Raw genomic sequence first — 20,110 nt, forward strand, 5'->3', positions numbered from 1 at the left:
GACCGGGTCGCGTCGGTGGGTTTCACCCACCCTACGGAAGGCGGCCCCGTAGGGTGGGTGAAACCCACCGTGCCCCGGCCGACCAACCCGCCGCGCCCCGGTGGACGGCCCCGTCCAACCCCATCACCGCCTCAGTTGATGATGATCTCCGGCCCCATCGTGGCGTTCGGCAGCACGGTGGAGAGCCACGGCACGTAGGTGATCAGGATCAGGAACACGAACAGCACCGCCAGGAACGGCAGGGCGGCGCGGACCACCCGCATCATGCTCATCCCCGCCACGCCCGACGTGACGAAGAGGTTCAGGCCGACGGGCGGCGTGATCATCCCGATCTCCATGTTCACGACCATGATGATCCCGAGGTGGATCGGGTCGATCCCGAGCGAGATCGCGATCGGAAACACCAGCGGCGCGACGATGACGATCAGGCCCGACGGCTCCATGAACTGACCGCCGATGAGCAGGATCACGTTCACCACGATCAGGAACGTCACCGGCCCCAGCCCCGCCGACAGCATCGCCTCGGCGATGTGCTGCGGCACCTGCTCGTCCGTCAGCACGTGCTTGAGGATCAGCGCGTTGGCGATGATGAACATCAGCGTGATGGTCAGCTTGCCGCTCTCGAACAGGGTCTTGCGGGTGTCCCGGTGCCAGAACGCCGTCACCAGCGTCCAGGGCCGGCGGAACACGGTCGAGCGCTCGCCCAGCGGCGCGCCCTCGGCCACCGCGCTGGCCGACAGGCTGCGCGCGGGGCGCGGCGCCAGCGGGCCCATGTCGCGGTAGATGAACGTCGCCGCGATGAAGGCGTAGACCGCTGCGACCGCCGCCGCCTCGGTCGGCGTGAAGGCGCCGGGCGACCAGTAGACATAGAGCGGCGAGAGGCTGATCCAGGGATGGCCGTAGATGCCGCCCATGATGATGGCGATCAGGAACAGGCCCCAGAACGCCTCGCGGAAGCTCGTCCAGACCTCGCCCCAGCCCAGCCACTCGCCCTTGGGCATGTTCTTGATCCGCGCCATCACGTAGATCGTGACCATCAGCATGAGGCCGGCGAGGATCCCCGGAATGACGCCGGCCAGGAACATGCGCCCGACGCTGACGTCCGTCGCGCTGGCATAGACGACCATGACGATCGACGGCGGGATCAGGATGCCGAGCGTGCCGGCGTTGCAGATCACGCCCGCCGCGAATTCCTTGGTGTAGCCGACCTGCCGCATCGCCGCGATGACGATGGAGCCGATGGCGACCACCGTCGCGGGGCTGGAACCGGAGAGCGCCGCGAACATCATGCAGGCCAGCACGCCGGCGATGGCGAGGCCGCCCTGCAGGTGCCCGACGCAGGCCACCGAGAACCGGATGATCCGCCGCGCCACGCCCCCCGTCGACATGAACGACGAGGCGAGGACGAAGAACGGGATCGCCAGCAGCGCGGGATGCCCGGCCATCCCTTGGTACAGGGACTGCGCGATCGCCGCGAGAGAGGTGTTGGAATAGAGCAGCTGGAAGATGATCGAGGCGAGGCCGAGCGACACCGCGATCGGCACCCCGATCAGCAGGAAGCCCACGATCATCACGAAGAGAAGGACGACCTCCATCCCCTCAGCCCTCCCGGTTCATGTGGGCCACGTCCTCGACCGCGTCCTCGGCCTCGTGGCTGACGATGAGGCTCTGGCTCGCCCCGGTCCAGACGCGGCCGATGGCCTGCACGATCCGGAACAGCATCAGCGCCGCCGCGATCGGCAGGATCGTGTAGGGCACGAGGCGGGGCATGTAGTTGTACCGCTCCACGATGATCTCCCCGCCCTCCTCGTAGGAGTTGAAGGTCGCGGACAGCCACCCCCGGAACCACTCGAACGGGATCGGCATCCGGTCCGTCTCGAAGTACGGCGTGCGGCGGGCGTCCCAGTCGATCCCGTCGGGAAGCCAGCGGCCCGTCGTCTTTGGCAGGTTCGCGAACGGTGCCCAGTAGTCCCAGGCGCCCTTGGCGATCAGCAGCGCGTAGACCAGGCACAGCAGCCCGGACAGCAGCGCCACCCAGCGCCGCGGACCCGGCGGCAGCAGGTTGGTGATCGCGTCGACCCCCAGATGCGCCGTCACCTTGAAGCCATAGGCGATGCCGAACAGCACGAGCCACGCGAACAGCGTCAGCACCACCTCGAGCGACCAGATGATCGACGAGTTGAAGCCGTATCGCAGAACCACGTTGCAGAAGGTCAGAAGCGTCATCGCGCCGAGGATCAGCGCGATCGCCGTCTCCTCGAACCCGTTGATCCAGTTCCCGAGCCGGCTGCGCTGCCGGTAGTCCGAGACCCTGTCCATGCTCTCGCGTCCCCCGTTCGATGGGCGTCGCCCGCCTCCCCGCGGGCCTCCGCCGTCGCTGTCGGGCCCCCGCCACGTCCCCGGTGGCGGAGGCCCGGACGCACCGCCGGTCCGGCGGCGCGCGGGCCCTGGCGGGCCCGAGGTTCGGCCCGGCTTCAGGCCGGGCCGGCCATCCGGCTCAGAGCGAGTCGTTGATCGCCTGCGCCGCGTCGATGTTCTCCTGGCCCACCTCTTCGGCGAACTGGTCCCAGACGGGCTTCATCACGTCGACCCAAGCCTGGCGCTGCTCGGGCGTCAGCTCGCGGATCTCGCCGCCGGCGTCGAGGATCGCCTGGCGCGCGGCGAGGTCGACCTCGTTCACCGCCGCGTTCCGCTCGGTCGTGACCTCCTGCAGGATCGTCAGGAACTGGTCCCGCACCTCGGGGTCGAGGCTGTCGAGGAAGTCGGTCGAGGTGACGACCATGTAGTCGATCACGCCGTGCTCGGTCTGGGTGATGCCGTCCTGCACCTCGAAGAACTTCTGGCCGTAGATGTTGGACCAGGTGTTCTCCTGCCCGTCGACGACGCCGGTCTGCAGCGCGCCGTAGACCTCGGCGAACGCCATCGGCTGCGGCGAGGCGCCGAGCGCCTCCATCTGCGCGACCAGCACGTCGGACGGCTGCACGCGGAACTTCAGCCCCTCGGCATCCGACGGCTCGATCAGCGGCACGTTGGCCGACATCTGCTTCATGCCGTTGTGCCAGTAGGCGAGGCCCTGAAGGCCGCGGCGCTGCATCATGTCCAGCATGCCCTGCCCGGTCTCGGACGCCTGGAAGGCGTCGACTGCCTCGATGCTCTCGAACATGAAGGGCAGGTCGAACAGGCGGTAGGCGCGGGTGATCGACTCGAACAGCGACAGCGACGGCGCCGCCAGCTGGACGTCGCCGCGCAGCAGCGCCTCGATCACCTGCTCGTCGGTGTAGAGCGTGGAGTTCGGATAGACCTCCATGCACATCGTGCCATCCATCTCGGCGTTCACCCGCTCCATCAGGAGCTGCGCGGCGAGACCCTTGGGATGGGTGTCGGTGTTGGTGACGTGGCTGAACTTGACGACGATCTCGCCGTCGTCGCAGCCGGCCTCCTGCGCCTGCGCAGCGCCGGTGGCGGCCAGGGCGAGCGCGCTCGCGGCCAGGAACTTCTTCATGCTGTCCTCCCTCAGACATTCTTGTGGCGTCCCCGAAGTCACCGGGGGGCGGCGCCGAGGATGACGCAGCGACGGCATGCAGCAAGAGCCTTCTGCCGCCTCGCCAGGAACGTCGTGTTATCAGGAGCTTGCCCGCCGCCTCTCGACCCCGTCCCGCTCCGCCAGCGCCCCCGTGTGCGGTTTCCCACACAGGGGACGTCGGCGATTGTGCGGAAATCCGCACAAGCTAGTCTCCGCCGCTCCGGTAGGCTTCGGCCCGCAGCCCGTGCCGCGCCAGCTTGTCGTAGAAGGTCTTGCGCGGCAGCTTCAGCTCCTGCGCCGCCTCGGTGGCGTTTCCGCCGTGCCGCTTCAGCGCCTCGGCGAGGATCGAGCGCTCGACCCGCGCCATCTGGTCCGCGAGACCGAGGCCGCCGCTCTCCTCCGCCTCGGGCAGCAGACCCATCGCGAAGCGCATCGCGGCGTTCATCAGCGAGCGGGCGTTGCCCGGCCAGTCCTGCGCCATCAGCCGCGACAGAACCGCGTTCGGGATCTCGGGCTCGGGCAGGTTCGCCTGTTCGCAGGCCTGCGCGACGTAGTGGCGGAACAGGACGGGAATGTCCTCCTTCCGCTCGCGCAGCGACGGCACGCGCACCGGCATCAGGTCCAGCCTGTAGAACAGCTCGGCCGCGAACCGGCCCGCCGCCACCTCCTGCGACAGATCCCGCGTCGCGCCCGCGATGACCCGCGCCGCCGGCGCCCCCTCCAGCCGGTCGAGAAGCGCGAACTGCGCCGCCTGCGGCAACAGGCCGATCTCGTCGAGGAACAGCGTCCCGTCCGCCGCCTCCGCCAGCGCGGTCTCGAGCGCCGGCACGCCCAGGGACGCCGCCGCCCGCTTGACGAAGGGCGCCCGCGCGGCCGGCGACAGCAGGTGGATCACCTCGGCGATCTTCGGCGTTCCCGATCCCGGCTCGCCGGTGACGAGGACCTCCGCCCCGGTCCGGGCGACCGCCCGGATTCGCTCGCGCAGATCCTCGGCCAGGCGCGAGACGCCGAAGATCATCCGCGCCGCCGCGTCGCCGGTCTGCAGCTGCCGCTTCAGCCGCCGGTTCTCCAGCACCAGGTCGCGGGCCTTCAGCGCCTTCTCGACCGCGGCGAGGAAGTCCGACGGTGCGCACGGCTTCTCGAGAAAGGCGAACGCGCCCTCGCCCATCGCCCGGACCGCCATCGGGACGTCGCCCTCGCCCGTCAGTAGGATCACCGGCAGATCCGGATCCAGCGCCCGGACATGGGACAGCAGGTGAAACCCGTCCCGCCCCGGCATCCGGATGTCGGTCACGACGATCCCGTCGAACCCAGCGCCCAGGTGGTCCTTCGCCTCCACGAACGATCCGGCGACGATCGGATCCAGTCCGGCCAGGTCCAGCGTCTGGCCCAGCGCCTCGCGCACCGCCCGGTCATCGTCCACCAGAAGAACCCGCCGCGTCATCGCCCCTCCGTCGCGCCTGAGGCGATACTACGCGCGCGGCCCCGCGCCCCGCCAGCCCGGCCGCACCGCTTCGCGATTCGGCGGAGGGTCAAGGACGCCGCAGGCGCCGGCGAAGCCGGGACTCCTTGACGCTCCGCCGAATCGCATCACGCTCGAAGGACGCGCGTTCAGGGGCACACCTGCCCCTGAACCGCTTCCCAGGCATGGGCGCCGACCGCTCCGCCGGCACTGCCGTCTCGGCGTCCCCACCTCGCTGCCGGTCGCCGGCTAACTGGCCGACATGCAAAGGAGGCGGCTCGTCCGAGGGACGGCGGGCGGGCGAGGCGCCGCCGCAGGCGAGCGCGAGCGCCGCACGCCGTCAGGCCGCCGCCGCCCGCTCCACCAGGTCCAGCTCCACCGTGAACACCGCCCCGCCCCCGTCGCGGTTGCGCCCGCGGATCGCGCCGCCGAAGCTCTGGACCAGCCCGTAGGAGATGGAGAGGCCGAGCCCCATCCCCTCCTCTCCGCCGACACTCTTGGTGGTGTAGAACGGATCGAAGATCCGTTCCGGCTCGGCGATGCCGGGCCCGGTGTCCCGCACCTCCACCACCGCCCGTCCGTCCGCGCGCCGGGCCGTGATCTCGACCCGCCGCTCGGGCGTCCCCTCCATCGCGTCGATCGCGTTGGTGACGAGGTTCAGGATCACCTGCGCCAGCCGCACCTCCCCTGCGCGCACGACAAGCGGCGCGTCCGGCGCGGTCCAGAGGATCGTCGCCCCGGCCGCCCGCGCCCGCACCTCGGCCATCTCCACCACCTGCTCGATCACGGCGGCGAGGCCGATGTCCGACAGCGCCTCGTTCTCCTGCCGGGCGAAGGCGCGCAGGTTGCGGATGATCCGCCCCATCCGCCGCGCCATCTCGCCGATCCGCTGCAGGTTGCCGTCGGCGACCTCGGGCCGGCCCCGAGCCAGGAAGCCGCGCGCGTTGTCGGCGAAGTAGCGGATGGCCATCAGCGGCTGGTTCAGCTCGTGGCTGATCCCGGCCGACATCTCGCCCAGCGCGGACAGCTTCGCCGCCTGGACGAGATCCCCTTGCGCCTTCTTCAGCCGCGCCTCGGCCTCCAGCCGCTCGGCCACCTCGCGGCGCAGATCCGCGTTCAGTGCCTGCAGCTCGGCCGTCCGCTGCGCCACCCGCCCCTCGAGCCGCTGGTTGGCGAGGGCGAGCGTCCGCCGCCGCTCGGTCGCGAGGAAGAGGAGCGCCCCGAACGCGAGGCAGATGGCGGCCGCCGCCGCCGCCTGCAGCGCCGCCAGCTGCCGCGCCGGCGCGACGTCCAGCAGCACCTCCGCCACCATCCCGATCTCCGGCAGGTCCGCCTGAAGGTGCAGCCCCCTGTCCGGCAGGTAGGGCCCGCCGTCGACGTCCCACAGGTCGAACCCGGCGAGGGGGCGGGGATGGAAGTCGACGAAGGCCGTCACCTGGCCCGCGGCGAAATCGGGCCCCTGCACGATCCGGCTCGGGTCGCCCCGGCGCGCGCGGAACAGCAGTTCGGACCGGTTGGACAGGAAGATGACGCCGTCCGGCCCGGTGAACCAGACCGCCGGCCGGTCGCCGCGCCAGTCCGCCTCCACCTGCTCGACATCGACGACCGCCAGCGCCGCGCCGGTCACCGGCCCCGCCTCCGAGAAGACCGGCGCCGCGAACCACCAGACGCGCCGCCGGTAGCGATCCGGCAGCGCCCGCGCCGATCCCAGCGCGCCGTCGAGCGCCCGTTCGAAATGCGCCGTGCCCGCATGGGTGGTCCCCGAGGCGTCCGAGGCCGCCGCCAGTTCGCGCCCGTCCGCCGCGAGGATCGCGAGGTCGAGCAGGCCCGTCGTGTCCGCCACGGACCGCAGCAGCGCCTGCGCCTCGGCCGGGTCGCGCCCCTCCAGCACCGGGCCGACCGCCGGATGCGCCGCCATCAGGACCGCCAGCTCCTTGAACCGCTGCAGCTCTCCCGTCAGGCGGTCGGCGGCGAGCGACAGGTCCGCCTGGCCGCGCCGCGCCAGCGGCTCCAGCGCCGCGACGTACGCCACGCGCCAGACTCCGGCCGTGAAACCACCGACCAGCGCCAGGAAAAGCGCGACGATACCGAGCCTGCGCACGTCTCCTCCTCCGCCGCGCCGCGGGTGAGCCTACCCGCCCCCGCCGATCCGGCAAAGCACCTTGCGCAGGGCCGCCCGCGCGCCTACCGCTCGCGCCATGCAGCGGCTCTCCCAGTCCCCGACCGACCCCGCCTTCGTGCAGGACCCTTACCCGTTCTACGACCGTGCCCGCGCCTCCGGCGATCTCTTCTGGTGGGAGGAGTACGGCATGGTCGCCGCCACCTCGCACCGCGCGGTCTCGGCCCTGCTGCGCGACCGCCGCTTCGGCCGCGAGACGCCGCCCGAACTGGCGAAACCCGTCCCCGCGCACCTGGAGCCGTTCGAGGCGGTGGAGCGGCACTCGCTGCTGGCGATGGAGCCGCCGCGCCACACGCGCCTGCGCGGCCTGATCCTGCGCGCCTTCACCTCGCGCCGGGTCCAGGCCCTCGCCCCCGGGATCGAGAGCCTCTGCCATGCGCTGATCGACGCCTTTCCGGCGGAGGGGGTCGAGATGCTGGACGCCTATTGCCGCCCGATCCCCGCCATCGTCATCTGCCGCCTCCTCGGCGTGCCGGAAGAGCGGCATCCCGACCTCCTCGCCTGGTCGAACGCGATGGTCGCCATGTACCAGGCCCGCCGGGACCGTCGCATCGAGGACACCGCCAGCGCCGCCTCGGCCGAGTTCTCGGCGTTCCTGCGCGCCTACGTGGAGGAGCGGCGCCGCCGCCCCGCGGACGATCTCATCTCCGAGCTGATCGCCGCCGAAGGCGCGGACGGCAAGCTGGACGCGGACGAGCTGATCGGCCTGTGCATCCTGCTCCTCAATGCCGGCCACGAGGCGACGGTCCACACCCTGGGCAACGGCATCCGCCTGATGGCGCAGGCGGGCGTGACCGAGGTCACCCAAGGCACGGTGGAGGAGATCCTCCGCCTCGACCCGCCGCTGCACCTGTTCGACCGCTGGGCCTACGAGGAGGCCGAGGCGTTCGGCCACACCTTCCGCCGCGGCGACAAGGTCGCGCTCCTCCTCGGCGCCGCCAACCGCGACCCGGCCGTCTACCCCGACCCGGCCGACTTCGACCCGCACCGCACCGGCCCCGCCAACACGTCGTTCGGGGCGGGCCTGCATTTCTGCGTCGGCGCCCCCCTCGCCCGGCTGGAGATCGAGATCGCGCTGCGCGTCCTGTTCGACCGCCTACCCGCCCTCTCGCTCCCCGAGCCGCCCGCCTACGCCGACGTCTACCACTTCCACGGCTTGACCCGCCTCGACGCCATCCCGGCCTGAGCGCCACTGCCGCGATTCGGCGGAGGGTCAAGGACGCCGCAGGCGCCGGCGAAGCCGGGTATCCTTGACGCTCCGCCGAATCGTGAAAACCATGGACGAGGCGCGTTCAGGGCACACCTGCCCCTGAACCGCCTCCCCAGCAGATTCCCGACCTCGCCCCGGGTCCCCCGGCCGCCACCGGAGCCCCGCCATGGGACGGCGGGCGGGGCGCTGGCCGCAGGCCGAGCGCCGCACGGCGTCACAGCGGCAGCGCCCCCGTCGACTTCAGCTCTTCCATGGACAGCAGCGCCGTCACGTTGTGCACCCGCACCTCCGAGATCAGCGCCTGGTAGAAGGCGTCGTAGGCCCGCGCGTTCTTCACCCTGACCTTCAGGATGTAATCGATGTCGCCGGCCAGACGGTGCGCCTCCTGCACCTCGGGCCGCCGCCGCAGCGCTTCCAGGAATCGCCGCTGCCAGTCCGCCTCGTGCTCCGACGTGCGGATCAGGACGAAGAACGTCGCCTCGAAGCCCAGCGCCTCGGCGTCCAGTTCCACCGTCTGGCGGCCGATGATCCCCGCCTCGCGCATCTTGCGGATCCGGTTCCAGACCGGCGTCTTGGACGAGCCCGCGGCCTTCGCGATCTCGTCCAGCGAGCGGTCGGCGTCCTTCTGCAGTTCGATGAGGATTTTCCGATCCGTCTCGTCGATCCGGTACGACATTCCGCCTCTCCCGCCTTTCGCGAACGTCCGGTCCCCGCGGCCGCCGGAGCCGAACATACGTCCTTATCCGGGGCAGGCAATGGTCAAAACCGGGACATCCGTTCTATATCGGAGATCACGACCGACGGAGATCCCCGATGCGCCACTACCCCGTCTTCCTCGACCTCAAGGGTCGCCGCGTCGTCCTCGCCGGCGGCGGCGAGACGGCGCTGGCCAAGCTGCGCCTGCTGACCAAGACCGAAGCCCGGATCGAGGTCTTCGCCGCCGATCCGGTCCCCGCGCTGCAGGCGCTGGCCGACGAGGGCCGCATCCACCTCCACCGCCGCGGCTTCGCCGCCGGCGACGCCGCGGGCGCCGCGCTGGCCTATGCCGCGGCCGACGACGAGGCCGAGGACCGGCGCGTCGCCGCGCTCGCCCGGGCGGACGGCGCGCTGGTCAACGTGGTGGACGACTTGAACGCCAGCGACTTCATCACTCCCGCCATCGTAGACCGCGACCCCGTCGTCGTCGCCATCGGCACCGAGGGCGCGGCCCCCGTCCTCGCCCGTCGCATCAAGGCCGAGCTGGAAGAGCGGCTGCCCGCCTCGCTCGGCCTCCTCGCCCGCGCCGGCCGCGCCTTCCGCCGCGCCGCCGAGGCACTGCCCCACGGTCGCCCGCGCCGCGACTTCTGGTCCGACTGGTACGACCGCGCCGGCCCCAAGGCCCTGGAGGAGGGCGGCACGGCCGCGCTCGCCCCCGCGCTGGAGCGGACGCTGGACGACCACCGCCACGCCCGCCCCCGCGCCGGCCACGTCGCCTTCGTCGGCGCCGGCCCCGGCGATCCGGACCTCCTCACGCTGAAGGCGCGCAAGGCGCTCGACGTCGCCGACGTGGTGATCCACGACCGCCTCGTGACGCCGGCGATCCTGGAACTCGCCCGCCGCGAGGCGGTGATGATCGACGTCGGCAAGGAGGGCTTCGGCGCCTCCGCCGCGCAGGACGACATCGACGCGCTGATCGTCGAGCACGCCCGCAAAGGCGCCCAGGTGGTCCGCCTCAAGGGCGGCGATCCGACAATCTTCGGCCGCCTCGACGAGGAGATCGACGCCTGCGACGCCGCCGGGATCGAATGGTCGGTCGTCCCCGGCATCACCGCCGCCTCCGCCGCCGTCGCGCAGATCGGCCAGAGCCTGACGCGCCGGACCCGCAACTCCTCGGTCCGCCTCCTCACCGGCCACGACATGAAGGGCTTCGCCGAGCACGACTGGAAGGCGCTCGCCCCCCCCGGCGAGGTCGCGGCGATCTACATGGGCAAGCGTGCCGCGCGGCTCGTCCAGGGCCGGCTGATGATGCACGGCGCCGACCCCGCGACCCCCGTCACCGTGGTCGAGAACGCCTCGCGCCCGGACAGCCGGACCATCGCCACGACCCTCGGGCGGATGGAGCCGACCATCTCGGACGCCGGCCTGACCGGCCCGGCGCTCGTGCTCATCGGCCTCGCCCCCCGTCATGCAGCCTACGCATTGGACGGGCAGGACGTGCGCATCGAACTCAAGGAGGAGGCCGCACTGTGAGCCGCCAATTCACCCCCAAGGTCGTCACCGCCAACGCGCTGCTGGAAGGCGACGCCGTCTGGCTGACCGAGGACGACCGCTGGACCCGCGACATCGCCGAGGCCGAGCTGATCGAGGACGAGGCGCACGCGCAGATCCGCCTGATCGACGCGCAGAGCCGCAAGGCCGAGGTCGTCGGCGCCTACCTCGCCGACGCCAAAGCCGGCACCGCGGGCCCCGAGCCGGTGCATTTCCGCGAGGCGTTCCGCACCCGCGGCCCCTCGAACTACGCCCACGGCAAGCAGGAACACGCGTCCCGGCCCTGAGCCGGGACCCCGATCCATCGAGGCCCCGGATCACGTCCGGGGCGCGACGAAAGAGACGAGGCCGGACCGCCGCCCAGGCGACCGGGGAAAGGCAAGAGACGCGATGTACCAGTACACCGATTTCGACGAGGCGTTCGTCCGCACCCGCGTGGCCCAGTTCCGCGGCCAGGTGGAGCGGCGCATCGACGGCTCGCTCACCGAGGACGAGTTCAAGCCGCTGCGCCTGATGAACGGCCTCTACCTGCAGCTGCACGCCTACATGCTGCGCGTCGCCATTCCCTACGGCACGATCAACCCCGGCCAGATGCGCCAGCTCGCCATGATCGCCGAGCGGTGGGATCGCGGCTACGGCCACTTCACCACGCGGCAGAACATCCAGTTCAACTGGCCGAAGCTGAAGGACGTGCCCGACATCCTGGACGCGCTGGCGGACGTGCAGATGCACGCGATCCAGACGTCCGGCAACACGATCCGCAACGTGACCGCGGACCATTTCGCCGGCGCCGCCGCGGACGAGATCGAGGACCCCCGCCCCTATGCCGAGCTGCTGCGGCAATGGTCCACCGACCACCCGGAATTCCAGTTCCTGCCGCGCAAGTTCAAGATCGCCGTCACCGGCAGCCCGAACGACCGGGCGGTGACCAAGTCGCACGACATCGGCCTGCGGATGGTCCGGAACGCGGCGGGTACGCCCGGCTTCGAGGTGATCGTCGGCGGCGGCCTCGGCCGGACGCCGATGATCGGCAAGGTCGTGCGGGACTTCCTGCCGGTCGAGGACCTGCTACCCTACTGCGAGGCGATCGTCTCGGTCTGGAACCTGCTGGGGCGGCGCGACAACAAGTACAAGGCGCGGATCAAGATCACCGTGCACGAGCACGGGATCGAAGAGATTTCCCGGCTGGTGGAAGAGCGCTTCGCCACTCTCAAGGCCGCCTTCGGCGGCGCCGACCAGGCGCTGCTGGCGAACATCCGCGCCGCCTTCGCCCCGCCCGTCTTCGCCGAGCGCCCGACCGACGGCTTCGAGGCCGCGCGCCTCGCCAACCCCGCCTTCGCGGCCTGGGCGGACGTGAACCTCGCGCCGCACAAGGCGCCGGGGCACGCCATCGTCACCATCTCGCTGAAGAAGCACGGCGCGACGCCGGGCGATGCGACGGCGGACCAGATGCGCGCGATGGCCGATCTGGCCGAACGCTATGGCTACGGCGAACTCAGGATCAGCCACGAGCAGAACGTCATCCTGCCCCACGTCCACAAGGCCGACCTGCCGGAGGTCTACGCGCGCTTGCGCGCCGCCGACCTCGCCACCGCCAACGTCGGCCTCGTCAGCGACATCATCGCCTGCCCGGGCATGGATTACTGCGCGCTCGCCACCGCCCGCTCCATCCCCATCGCGCAGGAGATCGCCGAGCGGTTCGAGGCGCTGAAGATCGAGCACGAGGTAGGGCCGCTCAAGATCAAGATCTCGGGCTGCATCAACGCCTGCGGCCACCACCATGTCGGCCATATCGGCATCCTCGGCCTCGACCGCGCGGGGGTCGAGAACTACCAGGTCACGCTCGGCGGCGACCATACCGAGGACGCGGTTGTGGGCGAGAAGACGGGCCCCGGCTTCTCGGCGGACGAGATCACCGGCGCGATCGAGCGCATCGTCTTCGCCTACCTGGATCTCCGCGAGGGGCCGGAGGAGACGTTCCTGCAGGCCTACCGCCGGGTCGGGATGCAGCCGTTCAAGGCCGCCCTCTACGAGAAGGACAGGGCCGATGCCGCTTGATACCCTGCCCGCCGTGCGGGCGGCGGCGCTGAACGGGCGCTACCGCCACCACGGCGCGACCGCGGTGCTGGAGCATGCGCTGCGCGACCCGGATGTGGGGCGCACCGCGCTCGTCTCCTCCTTCGGGGCCGAGTCGGTGGTCCTGCTGCACCTCGTCTCGATCATCGACCGCACCACGCCGGTCCTGTTCATCGACACCGAGATGCTGTTTGCCGAGACGCTGGTCTACCAGCAGGAGGTGGCCGAGCGGCTGCACCTGCAGGACGTGCGCGTGATCCGCGCCGATCCGGCGCGCAAGGCGGCCATCGACCCGGACGACACGCTGCACCTGCGCGACACGGACGCCTGCTGCGATCTGCGCAAGACGGTGCCGCTGCAGACCGCTCTGGAGGACTTCGATTCCTGGATCACCGGGCGCAAGCGCTACCAGGGCGGCAAGCGGTCGGACCTCGACTTCTTCGAGGCCGAGGGCGACCTTCGCATCAAGGTCAATCCGCTGGTGCACTGGACGACACAGGACCTGCAGGACTACATCGCCGAGAACCGGCTGCCGCGGCATCCGCTGGTGGCGCAGGGCTACCCGTCGATCGGCTGCGCGCCCTGCACCAGCCGCGTGGCGGACGGCGAGGACGCCCGGGCCGGCCGCTGGCGCGGGACCGAGAAGGACGAGTGCGGCATTCACTTCGTCAACGGCAAGCTGGTGCGCGGGCCGCTGCCCGCGGCGGTCGAGATGGCCGCGACGGACACGGCTCCCGAGACGGCCAGAGACGAGACGAACGGCGCCCCCGCCGCGCCTGAGACGACGGAGACGGTGATGAACGTGATCGTGACGGACGACGGCTTCGGCCCCGACGACTGGACCGGCGGCTTCGCCGCGCCGGCCGAGGCGACGACGCAGGAGGTCGGCATCGACCTGCCCCCCGACACCGCGCCCGACGCGCTGGAGACGGTGCTGGACGCCCCGCTCGTCCGGATCGACTTTCCCAGCTTCTCGGACGGCCGGGGCTTCACCCTGGCGCGCCTCCTGCGCCTGCGCGGCTACCGCGGGCGTCTGCGGGCCAAGGGGCACCTGATCGCCGACCAGTACGCGATGGCGCGCCGCGCCGGCTTCGACGAGGTCGAGATCGACGGCGAGCTCGCCGCCCGCCAGCCCGAGGACCAGTGGCGCGCCCGCGCCGACTGGCAGGCGCACGACTACCAGTCGCGGCTGCGCGCCCGCATCCCGGCCTGACGCCTTCCATTCCACCGCAATCCACGACTAGAAGGGGACGGCCCCGCGCGGGGCCGGAATGACAGACATGACGCAGCTTGCCCCCGTGAGCCCAGACACCGCCTCCAAGGTCGCCCTCCCCGACGCCCAGACCGTCACCGAGGTGCGGCACTACACCGACCGGCTGTTCAGCTTCCGCTGCACCCGACCCGCCTCCCTGCGCTTCCGCTCGGGCGAGTTCGTGATGATCGGCCTGATGGGCGACAACGGCAAGCCGCTGCTGCGCGCCTATTCCATCGCCTCGCCGTCCTGGGACGACGAGCTGGAGTTCTACTCGATCAAGGTGCAGGACGGCCCGCTGACGTCCAAGCTGCAGCACATCGCGGTGGGCGACCAGATCATCCTGCGGCCGAAACCGGTGGGAACGCTGGTGCACGACGCGCTGCTGCCCGGCAAGCGGCTCTACTTCTTTTCCACCGGCACCGGGTTCGCGCCCTTCGCCTCGCTGCTGCGCGATCCGCAGACCTTTGAGGATTACGACGAGGTCATCGTCACCCACACCTGCCGCGACGTAGCCGAGCTGAAATACGGCGCCGAGCTGATCGAGAGCATCCGCAGCGACGAGATGCTGGCAGAGCTGATCGGCGCGGAGAACCTCGGCAAGCTGCGCTACTACCCCACGACGACGCGCGAGCAGAGCCCGAAGATGGGCCGGATCACGACGCTGATCGAGTCGGGCGAGCTGTTCTCCGACCTCGGCGTGCCGCCGCTGTCGCCGGAGACGGACCGCGCGATGGTCTGCGGCAGCCTCGCCTTCAATATCGACCTCAAGGCACTGCTGGAGAAGGCGGGCCTGCGTGAAGGTGCGAATTCCGAACCGGCGGAGTTCGTGGTGGAGAAGGCGTTCGTCGGCGACGGCGTCTGACCGCGCCCGGTTCCGGAAAGCAACCTCGAAAGAGAAAGGGCCGCGCGGACCGCGCGGCCCTTCGTCCGTCCGGGACAGGCCCCGCCCGACGGGCGGGGCGGACCCGTCACTCCAGCCCGAGACCGGCGCGCAGGTACTGCAGCGACAGCGGTCGCAGCGCCTGGTTGGCGTCCGCGGCGCGGATCGACGCGAGAAACGCCGAGCGCTGCTGGTCGGTGAGTTCGGCCTCTTCGACGTAGGCGGCCATCTGTTCGGCGTTCCAGTTGCCTTCCTGGAACAGCTCCTCCGGCGGCAGGGTGACGGTCTCGGCGGCCTCCGTGGTGGCGGCGGCCGTCTCCTCGGCCGGCGCGGCCGCGTCCTCGGCGACGTCCTCGACGGCGTCGACCGCCTGCTCGGTCGCCACGGCGGCAGCGTCCGCGGTCTCCTCGGCGAGCTGCCCGACCGCATCCGCGGCCTCGTCCAGCGCGCCGGCCAGCCCCTCGGCGGCGTCCTCGGTCGCTTCGGCGGTCTCCTCGGTCGCAGCGGCAGCGTCCTCTGCAACCTCGTCGGTCGCGGCGGCAGCGTCCTCCGCGGCCTCTTCGGTCGCGTCGGCCGCACCCTCTTCGGTCGCAGCGGCCGTATCGTCGGCGGCCTCCTCCGTCGTGGCGGCCGCGTCATCGGCAGCCTCCGCAGTCGCCGCGGCGGCGTCGTCCACCGCGTCGTCGGTATCGGCCGCCAGTTCCTCGGCCGCCTGCTCCGCCTCGGCGGCGGTCTCTTCCGCAGCCGCATCGGCCTCGGCGGCGACATCGGCCGCCTCGGCCTCGGCCTCGGCGGCGATCTCCTCGGTCGTCTGCTCGACATCCTCGGCGGCCTCGCCGGTCGCCTCGACCGCATCACCCACGACGTCCCCGGTGGCCTCGCCGGCGTCCTCGGTCACCTGCGCCAGTTCCTGCAGCGCCTCGTTACCCTCCTCGACCGCGGCGTCGGCCACGTCCTCGGCGGCGTCAGCCGTCTCCTCGGCAGCGGCTTCAGTTGCGTCCGCGGTCTCTTCCACCGCTTCATCCGTGGCATCGGCCGCCTCTTCCGCCGCGACCTCCGCATCGGTCGCGGCGTCTTCGGCAGCGACCTCCACGTCGGTTGCGGCCTCGTCGGCGGCGGCCTCGGCCTCGACCAGCGCCGGGTCCGGCTCCTGCTGAGACTGGTAGTACCAGTAGCCGCCGAGCGCGATCAGCGCCGCAACCACGATCAGGAGCACGTTTCTCATCGTCTTCGATCCTTCCAACTTCCGGCGCCGGGCGTCCGCGCGCGATTCGCGATATGCCAGAAGGGGGAACGGCCCGGAAGGGCGCGGGTTCCCCGGCACCCCCGGAACCGCCCGAGCGGGCGAATATCCAGTTGAACCGAACGCGCCGCGGCCTTACGTTGCGGGGCCTGACGAAACAGCGAGCAAGGGAGTTCAACCATAGCCCGCAGACCCCACAACGCACCTCCGGTGCGTGATACCGGCCCCCGCGTGAACGACCGCATCCGGGCCACGGAAATCCGGCTCATCGGGCCGGACGGACAGAATGTCGGCGTCGTGTCCCCTGACCGGGCCCTCGCCGCGGCCGAACAGCTCGGCCTCGATCTCGTCGAGATCTCTCCGAACGCCACGCCCCCCGTCTGCAAGATCATGGACTACGGCAAGTTCAAGTACGAGACGCAGAAGAAGGAGGCCGAGGCGCGGAAGAACCAGAAGATCATCGAGATCAAGGAGGTCAAGTTCCGCCCCAACACCGACACGCACGATTACGACGTGAAGATGCGCAACGTGCTCAAGTTCCTCGAGAACGGCGACAAGGTGAAGGTCACGCTGCGGTTCCGCGGCCGCGAGATGGCGCACCAGAACCTCGGCCGCGACCTGCTGGAGCGCGTCGCCAAGGACGTCGAGGAGATCGGCAAGGTCGAGAACATGCCGAAAATGGAAGGCCGTCAGATGGTCATGATGATCGGCCCGACCCGTCAGTAACGACCGGGCCGGCAGCCGCCCCCGCGAGCGAGGCCGTCCTTTGGGGCGGCCTTTGTCGTATGGGCGGGGCTTTCGACCGGGCTGTCAGCGCAAAACGAGGGCTCGGCTATCCGGCCGGCGCCCGCACTATCCCCGCCCCGGCCTTGAGCCGGGGCCTCGCCGGTATCGCGTGCACGATCGGGGCCCCGGCTCGAGGCCGGGGCGGGTTTCGCTTGTCCTGCCGGCCTCCTTCCCCAAACGAAAAAGGCCCCGCCGAAGCGGGGCCCCTTCCCTCGTCACGTCGGTCTCAGCGCAGCAGGCCGGTGATGTTGCGCACCGCCGCGCGGCGATTCTCGCGGATGTCGCCTTCCTGCTCGATCAGCAGGTCGCTCTCGCCATACCCCTGCGTGATCAGATTCTCCGGCGGCACGTCGAAGAACTGCGTCAGCGCCAGCGCCACCGTCTCGGCCCGGCGGTCCGACAGGGCCAGGTTGTAGCCCGCGTCGCCGACCGTGTCGGTATGCCCCTCGATCAGGAACACCTGGCTCGGATCCTCGTCGAGGATCGACGAGATCGCCACGCCGAGGTCGACGAGGTCGTCCGACGCCGCCTGGTCGATCGCGGCCGAGCCGGTCGCGAAGGTCACGCTGTCCAGCGCGACCTGCGGCGCCAGCGCGCGCACCTCCTCGTACTGCCGCACCTGCTGCAGCGAGAAGGTCCGGCCGACATCGCTCCGCAGGCTGGCCATCAGCGCCGCCCGCAGGGCCTGTTCGTCGGTGTCGGACATGCGGGCCTGTGCCTGCTCCTCGACCTGCGGCAGGCTGGACACCTCGACCGGCGCCACCTCGGCGGTGTCGTCGAACAGCTGCACCTCCGAGCCGTCGGGGAAGATCACCGACCGGCGCAGCACACGGCCGTCGGCGGCGCGGATCGTCACCACCTGGCTGCCGTCGGCCCGGTCCACGAAGGTCCGGCTGGAGCCGTCGGCGAAGTTCTCGGTGCGGATTTCCGAGCCCGGCTGCCGCAGCAGCGCGTCGTCGTTCTTCAGGACCTGAAGGCCGGCGTCGGTGTCCACGACGACCCGGTCGCCGGTGTTGGCGACCACTTCGTCGCCGTTGTTCAGGATCGAACCGACCGCCACGGCGCCGAGACCGACCAGCAGCGCCCGCTGGAAGTTGTCGAGACCGTCGTCGTCCTCGTCCTCGGTCGCCTCGACGTTCTCGTTTACGGCGGTGTCGAATTCCTCGTCCGCCTGGCGCGAGTTCTCCTCCGTCACCTGCTCGGTGACCACCTCGCCCTGGGGCTCGTCGCCCTCGGCTGCGGCCGCCGCCGCCGGCGGGGTCTCCTGCTCCGCAGGCATGCCCAGATTGGCGCGCAGCCGCTGCATCACCTCGCGCCGGTTCTGGCCCGGGGTGGCGTCGACGTAGTCGCGGAACTGCCGCAGCTCTCTCAGGATCTGCCCCTCGTCGGTCACGCAGGGCAGCGTCGGGTTGTCGAAGTCGCAGGCAGGGAGATCACCCTCGACCTCTTCCTGCATCTCGGCCTCGGCCGTGGCGACGGGCGCCTCCGTCGTCATGTTCTCATCGGCGCCGTCCATCGCCTCGTCGGTCGCGACGACTTCGGCGTCGTCCGCTTCGTCCGACGGTCCGAACATCTGGTCCGCCACGTCCGCCATTCCGCGGGCCTCCAGCGCAGCCCTCGCCTCCTCCTGCGTCGTCACCAACTGACCGTCCGGCAGGGCACACGGCAGTTGCGGGGCATTGATGTCGCAGCGAGGCACCTCCGGGGTGGCCTCGGCCGTCGCTTCGGCTTCGGGTGCGGTTTCAGGTGCGGCTTCCGACGCGTCCGCTGCCGGATCGGCGTCGGCGGGGCCGAACAGGTCGTCCGCCAGCTGCCCCAGACCGCGAGCCTCCAATTCGGTCCTGGCCTCGACCTCGGTCGTCACCACCTGTCCATCAGGCAGGGTGCAGGGCAGCGCCGGCGCGTTCGGATCGCAACGGGGCGCCTCGAGCGAGCCTTCCGCCCCGACATCCAATCGAGACAGGATCCCTTCGATGTCCTCGACCCCCAGCGACTCTAGAAGCGCGCGCGCCTCGTCCGGGGTCTCGACGAGGGTACCGTCCGGACCGACACACGGCAGTTCCGGCGTGTCGATGGAACAGGCAGACGCCGTTTCGGCGTCCTGAGCAGCGACCCAGACGGGGGCGCTGGCGATGACGATCGCCGCAGCGCTCGTCGATTTCATCAGGGATCTTAGCATTGTGCCTCCAAGCGGTTGGCGTTGTCGAACGCCCCAGTCGGAGGCCCAACGCAGATCGCCACGGCCCGGCTCCCCGGTTCGTGGGGCAGCGGGCCGAACGTCGCCCGCCCCCCATGCCCGGAGGACGCGTTCAACCGGCCGCCGCCACCGCCCGCTTGGTCAGCACCCCGATCAGATGCGCCCGGTAAGCCGGCGTGCCGTGCAGATCCCCGATCATCCCCTCCGCCGCATGCGACAGCCCCTCCAGCGCGGCGGCCGAGAAATCCGACGACAGCTTCTCCTCCGCCTCGGTCCAGCGGAATACGCCGCTCTCGGACGCCCCGGTCACGGCGACTCGGACGCCGGCCTCGTACTTGGCGACGAAGACGCCGACGAGCGCGAAGCGCGAGGCCGGCTGCGCGAACTTCTGGTAGTTCGCCGCCTGCGGGACGGGGAAGCGCACCTCGGTGACGATCTCGCCCTCCTCCAGCACGGTCTCGAACAGTCCGGCGAAGAAGTCGTCCGCCGCGATCTCGCGGCGGTCGGTCTTGATCACCGCGTCCGAGGCCAGTGCCGCCGCCGGCCAGCAGGCCGAGGGATCGTTGTTCGCCAGCGACCCGCCGATGGTGCCGCGGTTGCGCACCGCCGGATCGCCGATCCGCGCCGCCAGCGAGGCGAGCGCGGGATAGCTGTCCTTCAGCTCGGCCGCGACGCGCCCGTGCGGCGTGCCGCCGCCGATGCAGATGCGGCCCTCGTCGTCGGTGCAGATGCCCTTGATCTCGTCGATGGCCGACAGGCTCACCAGCACCTCCGGCATCGCCAGCCGCGCCTTCAGCGACGGGATCAGCGTCTGCCCGCCGCCGAGGGCCTGCGCCCCCTCCGCCTTCAGCGCGCTCACCGCGTCCGAAAGGCTCGTCGGCCGCTCGATCTCGAATGCGTACATTACCGTCTCTCCCTTGCGGGGCGCTTTTGCGCCGTCGTTCCCGGAACAGGGAGCCCCGCCCTGTCCCCTATCTTGCCTCAAATACCTCCGGGGGGTCCGGGGGGACAGCGCCCCCCGCCCCCCGATCCGTCAGTGCGCCGCGCCGCCG

The 20,110-nt window shown here is 70.9% G+C and carries 16 protein-coding genes and 1 pseudogene; 8 read left to right on the forward strand and 9 right to left on the reverse strand.

The window, feature by feature from the left end:
• Window positions 1–131 precede the first annotated feature (131 nt).
• From A37W_RS0114175 to A37W_RS0114195, 5 genes are all read right to left on the reverse strand, one after another.
• Entirely contained in the window at window positions 132–1,595 is a 1,464-nt protein-coding gene (locus A37W_RS0114175) for a TRAP transporter large permease (protein WP_018303701.1), read from the reverse strand.
• Window positions 1,596–1,599: 4 nt separating this feature from the next.
• A complete protein-coding gene (locus A37W_RS0114180; protein WP_018303702.1) occupies window positions 1,600–2,319 on the reverse strand; it encodes a TRAP transporter small permease in 720 nt (239 codons plus the stop codon).
• A gap of 178 nt (window positions 2,320–2,497) precedes the next feature.
• Window positions 2,498–3,502 (reverse strand): DctP family TRAP transporter solute-binding subunit, encoded by a 1,005-nt coding sequence (locus tag A37W_RS0114185; protein ID WP_018303703.1) that lies wholly within the window; start codon window positions 3,500–3,502, stop codon window positions 2,498–2,500.
• A gap of 226 nt (window positions 3,503–3,728) precedes the next feature.
• Window positions 3,729–4,967, reverse strand: a complete 1,239-nt coding sequence (locus tag A37W_RS0114190) for a sigma-54-dependent transcriptional regulator (RefSeq protein WP_018303704.1) — start codon at window positions 4,965–4,967, stop codon at window positions 3,729–3,731.
• 358 nt (window positions 4,968–5,325) lie between these two features.
• A complete protein-coding gene (locus tag A37W_RS0114195) occupies window positions 5,326–7,086 on the reverse strand; it encodes a sensor histidine kinase (protein WP_018303705.1) in 1,761 nt (586 codons plus the stop codon).
• A 97-nt stretch (window positions 7,087–7,183) separates the two neighbouring features.
• Between A37W_RS0114195 and A37W_RS0114200 the strand changes: the two genes are divergently transcribed.
• Window positions 7,184–8,350, forward strand: coding sequence for a cytochrome P450 (locus tag A37W_RS0114200; protein ID WP_018303706.1), 1,167 nt, complete (start codon window positions 7,184–7,186; stop codon window positions 8,348–8,350).
• 238 nt (window positions 8,351–8,588) lie between these two features.
• On the opposite strand, the gene A37W_RS0114205 is transcribed toward A37W_RS0114200, so the two are convergent.
• A complete protein-coding gene (locus A37W_RS0114205) occupies window positions 8,589–9,050 on the reverse strand; it encodes an Lrp/AsnC family transcriptional regulator (RefSeq protein WP_026198508.1) in 462 nt (153 codons plus the stop codon).
• Between the two features lie 137 nt (window positions 9,051–9,187).
• Here A37W_RS0114205 and cysG point away from each other — a divergent pair, with 137 nt between their 5' ends.
• The 6 genes and pseudogenes from cysG (at window position 9,188) to A37W_RS0114230 (ending at window position 14,814) form a co-directional block, all read left to right on the forward strand.
• The gene (gene cysG, locus A37W_RS0114210) at window positions 9,188–10,603 is read left to right on the forward strand and encodes a siroheme synthase CysG (protein ID WP_018303708.1); all 1,416 of its coding nucleotides are present in this window, start codon (window positions 9,188–9,190) and stop codon (window positions 10,601–10,603) included.
• The gene (locus A37W_RS0114215) at window positions 10,600–10,908 is read left to right on the forward strand and encodes a DUF2849 domain-containing protein (protein ID WP_018303709.1); all 309 of its coding nucleotides are present in this window, start codon (window positions 10,600–10,602) and stop codon (window positions 10,906–10,908) included. The genes cysG and A37W_RS0114215 overlap by 4 nt, the downstream gene beginning before the upstream one ends.
• A gap of 103 nt (window positions 10,909–11,011) precedes the next feature.
• The gene (locus A37W_RS0114220) at window positions 11,012–12,679 is read left to right on the forward strand and encodes a nitrite/sulfite reductase (RefSeq protein ID WP_018303710.1); all 1,668 of its coding nucleotides are present in this window, start codon (window positions 11,012–11,014) and stop codon (window positions 12,677–12,679) included.
• A pseudogene (locus tag A37W_RS24040) lies at window positions 12,669–13,394 on the forward strand (phosphoadenylyl-sulfate reductase); the annotation flags it as partial. The gene A37W_RS0114220 and the pseudogene A37W_RS24040, both read left to right, overlap by 11 nt.
• Before the next feature lie 99 nt (window positions 13,395–13,493).
• Window positions 13,494–13,910, forward strand: coding sequence for a DUF934 domain-containing protein (locus tag A37W_RS24045; RefSeq protein WP_169337585.1), 417 nt, complete (start codon window positions 13,494–13,496; stop codon window positions 13,908–13,910).
• A 67-nt stretch (window positions 13,911–13,977) separates the two neighbouring features.
• Window positions 13,978–14,814, forward strand: coding sequence for a ferredoxin--NADP reductase (locus A37W_RS0114230; protein WP_018303712.1), 837 nt, complete (start codon window positions 13,978–13,980; stop codon window positions 14,812–14,814).
• Window positions 14,815–14,920: 106 nt separating this feature from the next.
• Here the strand turns inward: A37W_RS0114230 and A37W_RS22920 are convergent, their stop codons facing one another.
• Window positions 14,921–16,057 carry a hypothetical protein gene (locus A37W_RS22920; RefSeq protein WP_018303713.1) on the reverse strand — a complete coding sequence of 379 codons (1,137 nt, stop codon included), beginning with the start codon at window positions 16,055–16,057 and terminating at the stop codon, window positions 14,921–14,923.
• 249 nt (window positions 16,058–16,306) lie between these two features.
• Here A37W_RS22920 and infC point away from each other — a divergent pair, with 249 nt between their 5' ends.
• Window positions 16,307–16,801 carry a translation initiation factor IF-3 gene (infC, locus tag A37W_RS0114245; protein ID WP_018303714.1) on the forward strand — a complete coding sequence of 165 codons (495 nt, stop codon included), beginning with the start codon at window positions 16,307–16,309 and terminating at the stop codon, window positions 16,799–16,801.
• Between the two features lie 286 nt (window positions 16,802–17,087).
• Here the strand turns inward: infC and A37W_RS0114250 are convergent, their stop codons facing one another.
• Both A37W_RS0114250 and A37W_RS0114255 read right to left on the reverse strand, forming a co-directional pair.
• On the reverse strand, window positions 17,088–19,025 hold the full coding sequence (locus A37W_RS0114250) for an OmpA family protein (RefSeq protein ID WP_018303715.1): 1,938 nt from the start codon (window positions 19,023–19,025) through the stop codon (window positions 17,088–17,090).
• 145 nt (window positions 19,026–19,170) lie between these two features.
• Complete coding sequence (locus tag A37W_RS0114255) at window positions 19,171–19,962, reverse strand: FAD binding domain-containing protein (protein ID WP_018303716.1); 792 nt, start codon at window positions 19,960–19,962, stop codon at window positions 19,171–19,173.
• Between the last annotated feature and the right edge of the window lie 148 nt (window positions 19,963–20,110).

It is taken from the genome of Wenxinia marina DSM 24838, from assembly GCF_000379485.1.
Classification (GTDB): Bacteria; Pseudomonadota; Alphaproteobacteria; order Rhodobacterales; family Rhodobacteraceae; genus Wenxinia; species Wenxinia marina.

Bases quoted from the DNA above. Each gene is read 5' to 3' on its own strand.
- A37W_RS0114230 (WP_018303712.1), top strand. From the start codon at position 13,978: ATGACGCAGCTTGCCCCCGTGAGCCCAGACACCGCCTCCAAGGTCGCC.
- A37W_RS0114255 (WP_018303716.1), bottom strand. From the start codon at position 19,962: ATGTACGCATTCGAGATCGAGCGGCCGACGAGCCTTTCGGACGCGGTG.
- A37W_RS0114220 (WP_018303710.1), top strand. From the start codon at position 11,012: ATGTACCAGTACACCGATTTCGACGAGGCGTTCGTCCGCACCCGCGTG.
- A37W_RS0114185 (WP_018303703.1), bottom strand. From the start codon at position 3,502: ATGAAGAAGTTCCTGGCCGCGAGCGCGCTCGCCCTGGCCGCCACCGGC.
- A37W_RS0114175 (WP_018303701.1), bottom strand. From the start codon at position 1,595: ATGGAGGTCGTCCTTCTCTTCGTGATGATCGTGGGCTTCCTGCTGATC.
- cysG (WP_018303708.1), top strand. From the start codon at position 9,188: ATGCGCCACTACCCCGTCTTCCTCGACCTCAAGGGTCGCCGCGTCGTC.
- A37W_RS24045 (WP_169337585.1), top strand. From the start codon at position 13,494: ATGAACGTGATCGTGACGGACGACGGCTTCGGCCCCGACGACTGGACC.
- A37W_RS0114180 (WP_018303702.1), bottom strand. From the start codon at position 2,319: ATGGACAGGGTCTCGGACTACCGGCAGCGCAGCCGGCTCGGGAACTGG.
- A37W_RS0114205 (WP_026198508.1), bottom strand. From the start codon at position 9,050: ATGTCGTACCGGATCGACGAGACGGATCGGAAAATCCTCATCGAACTG.
- A37W_RS0114250 (WP_018303715.1), bottom strand. From the start codon at position 19,025: ATGAAATCGACGAGCGCTGCGGCGATCGTCATCGCCAGCGCCCCCGTC.
- A37W_RS0114190 (WP_018303704.1), bottom strand. From the start codon at position 4,967: ATGACGCGGCGGGTTCTTCTGGTGGACGATGACCGGGCGGTGCGCGAG.
- A37W_RS0114200 (WP_018303706.1), top strand. From the start codon at position 7,184: ATGCAGCGGCTCTCCCAGTCCCCGACCGACCCCGCCTTCGTGCAGGAC.
- A37W_RS22920 (WP_018303713.1), bottom strand. From the start codon at position 16,057: ATGAGAAACGTGCTCCTGATCGTGGTTGCGGCGCTGATCGCGCTCGGC.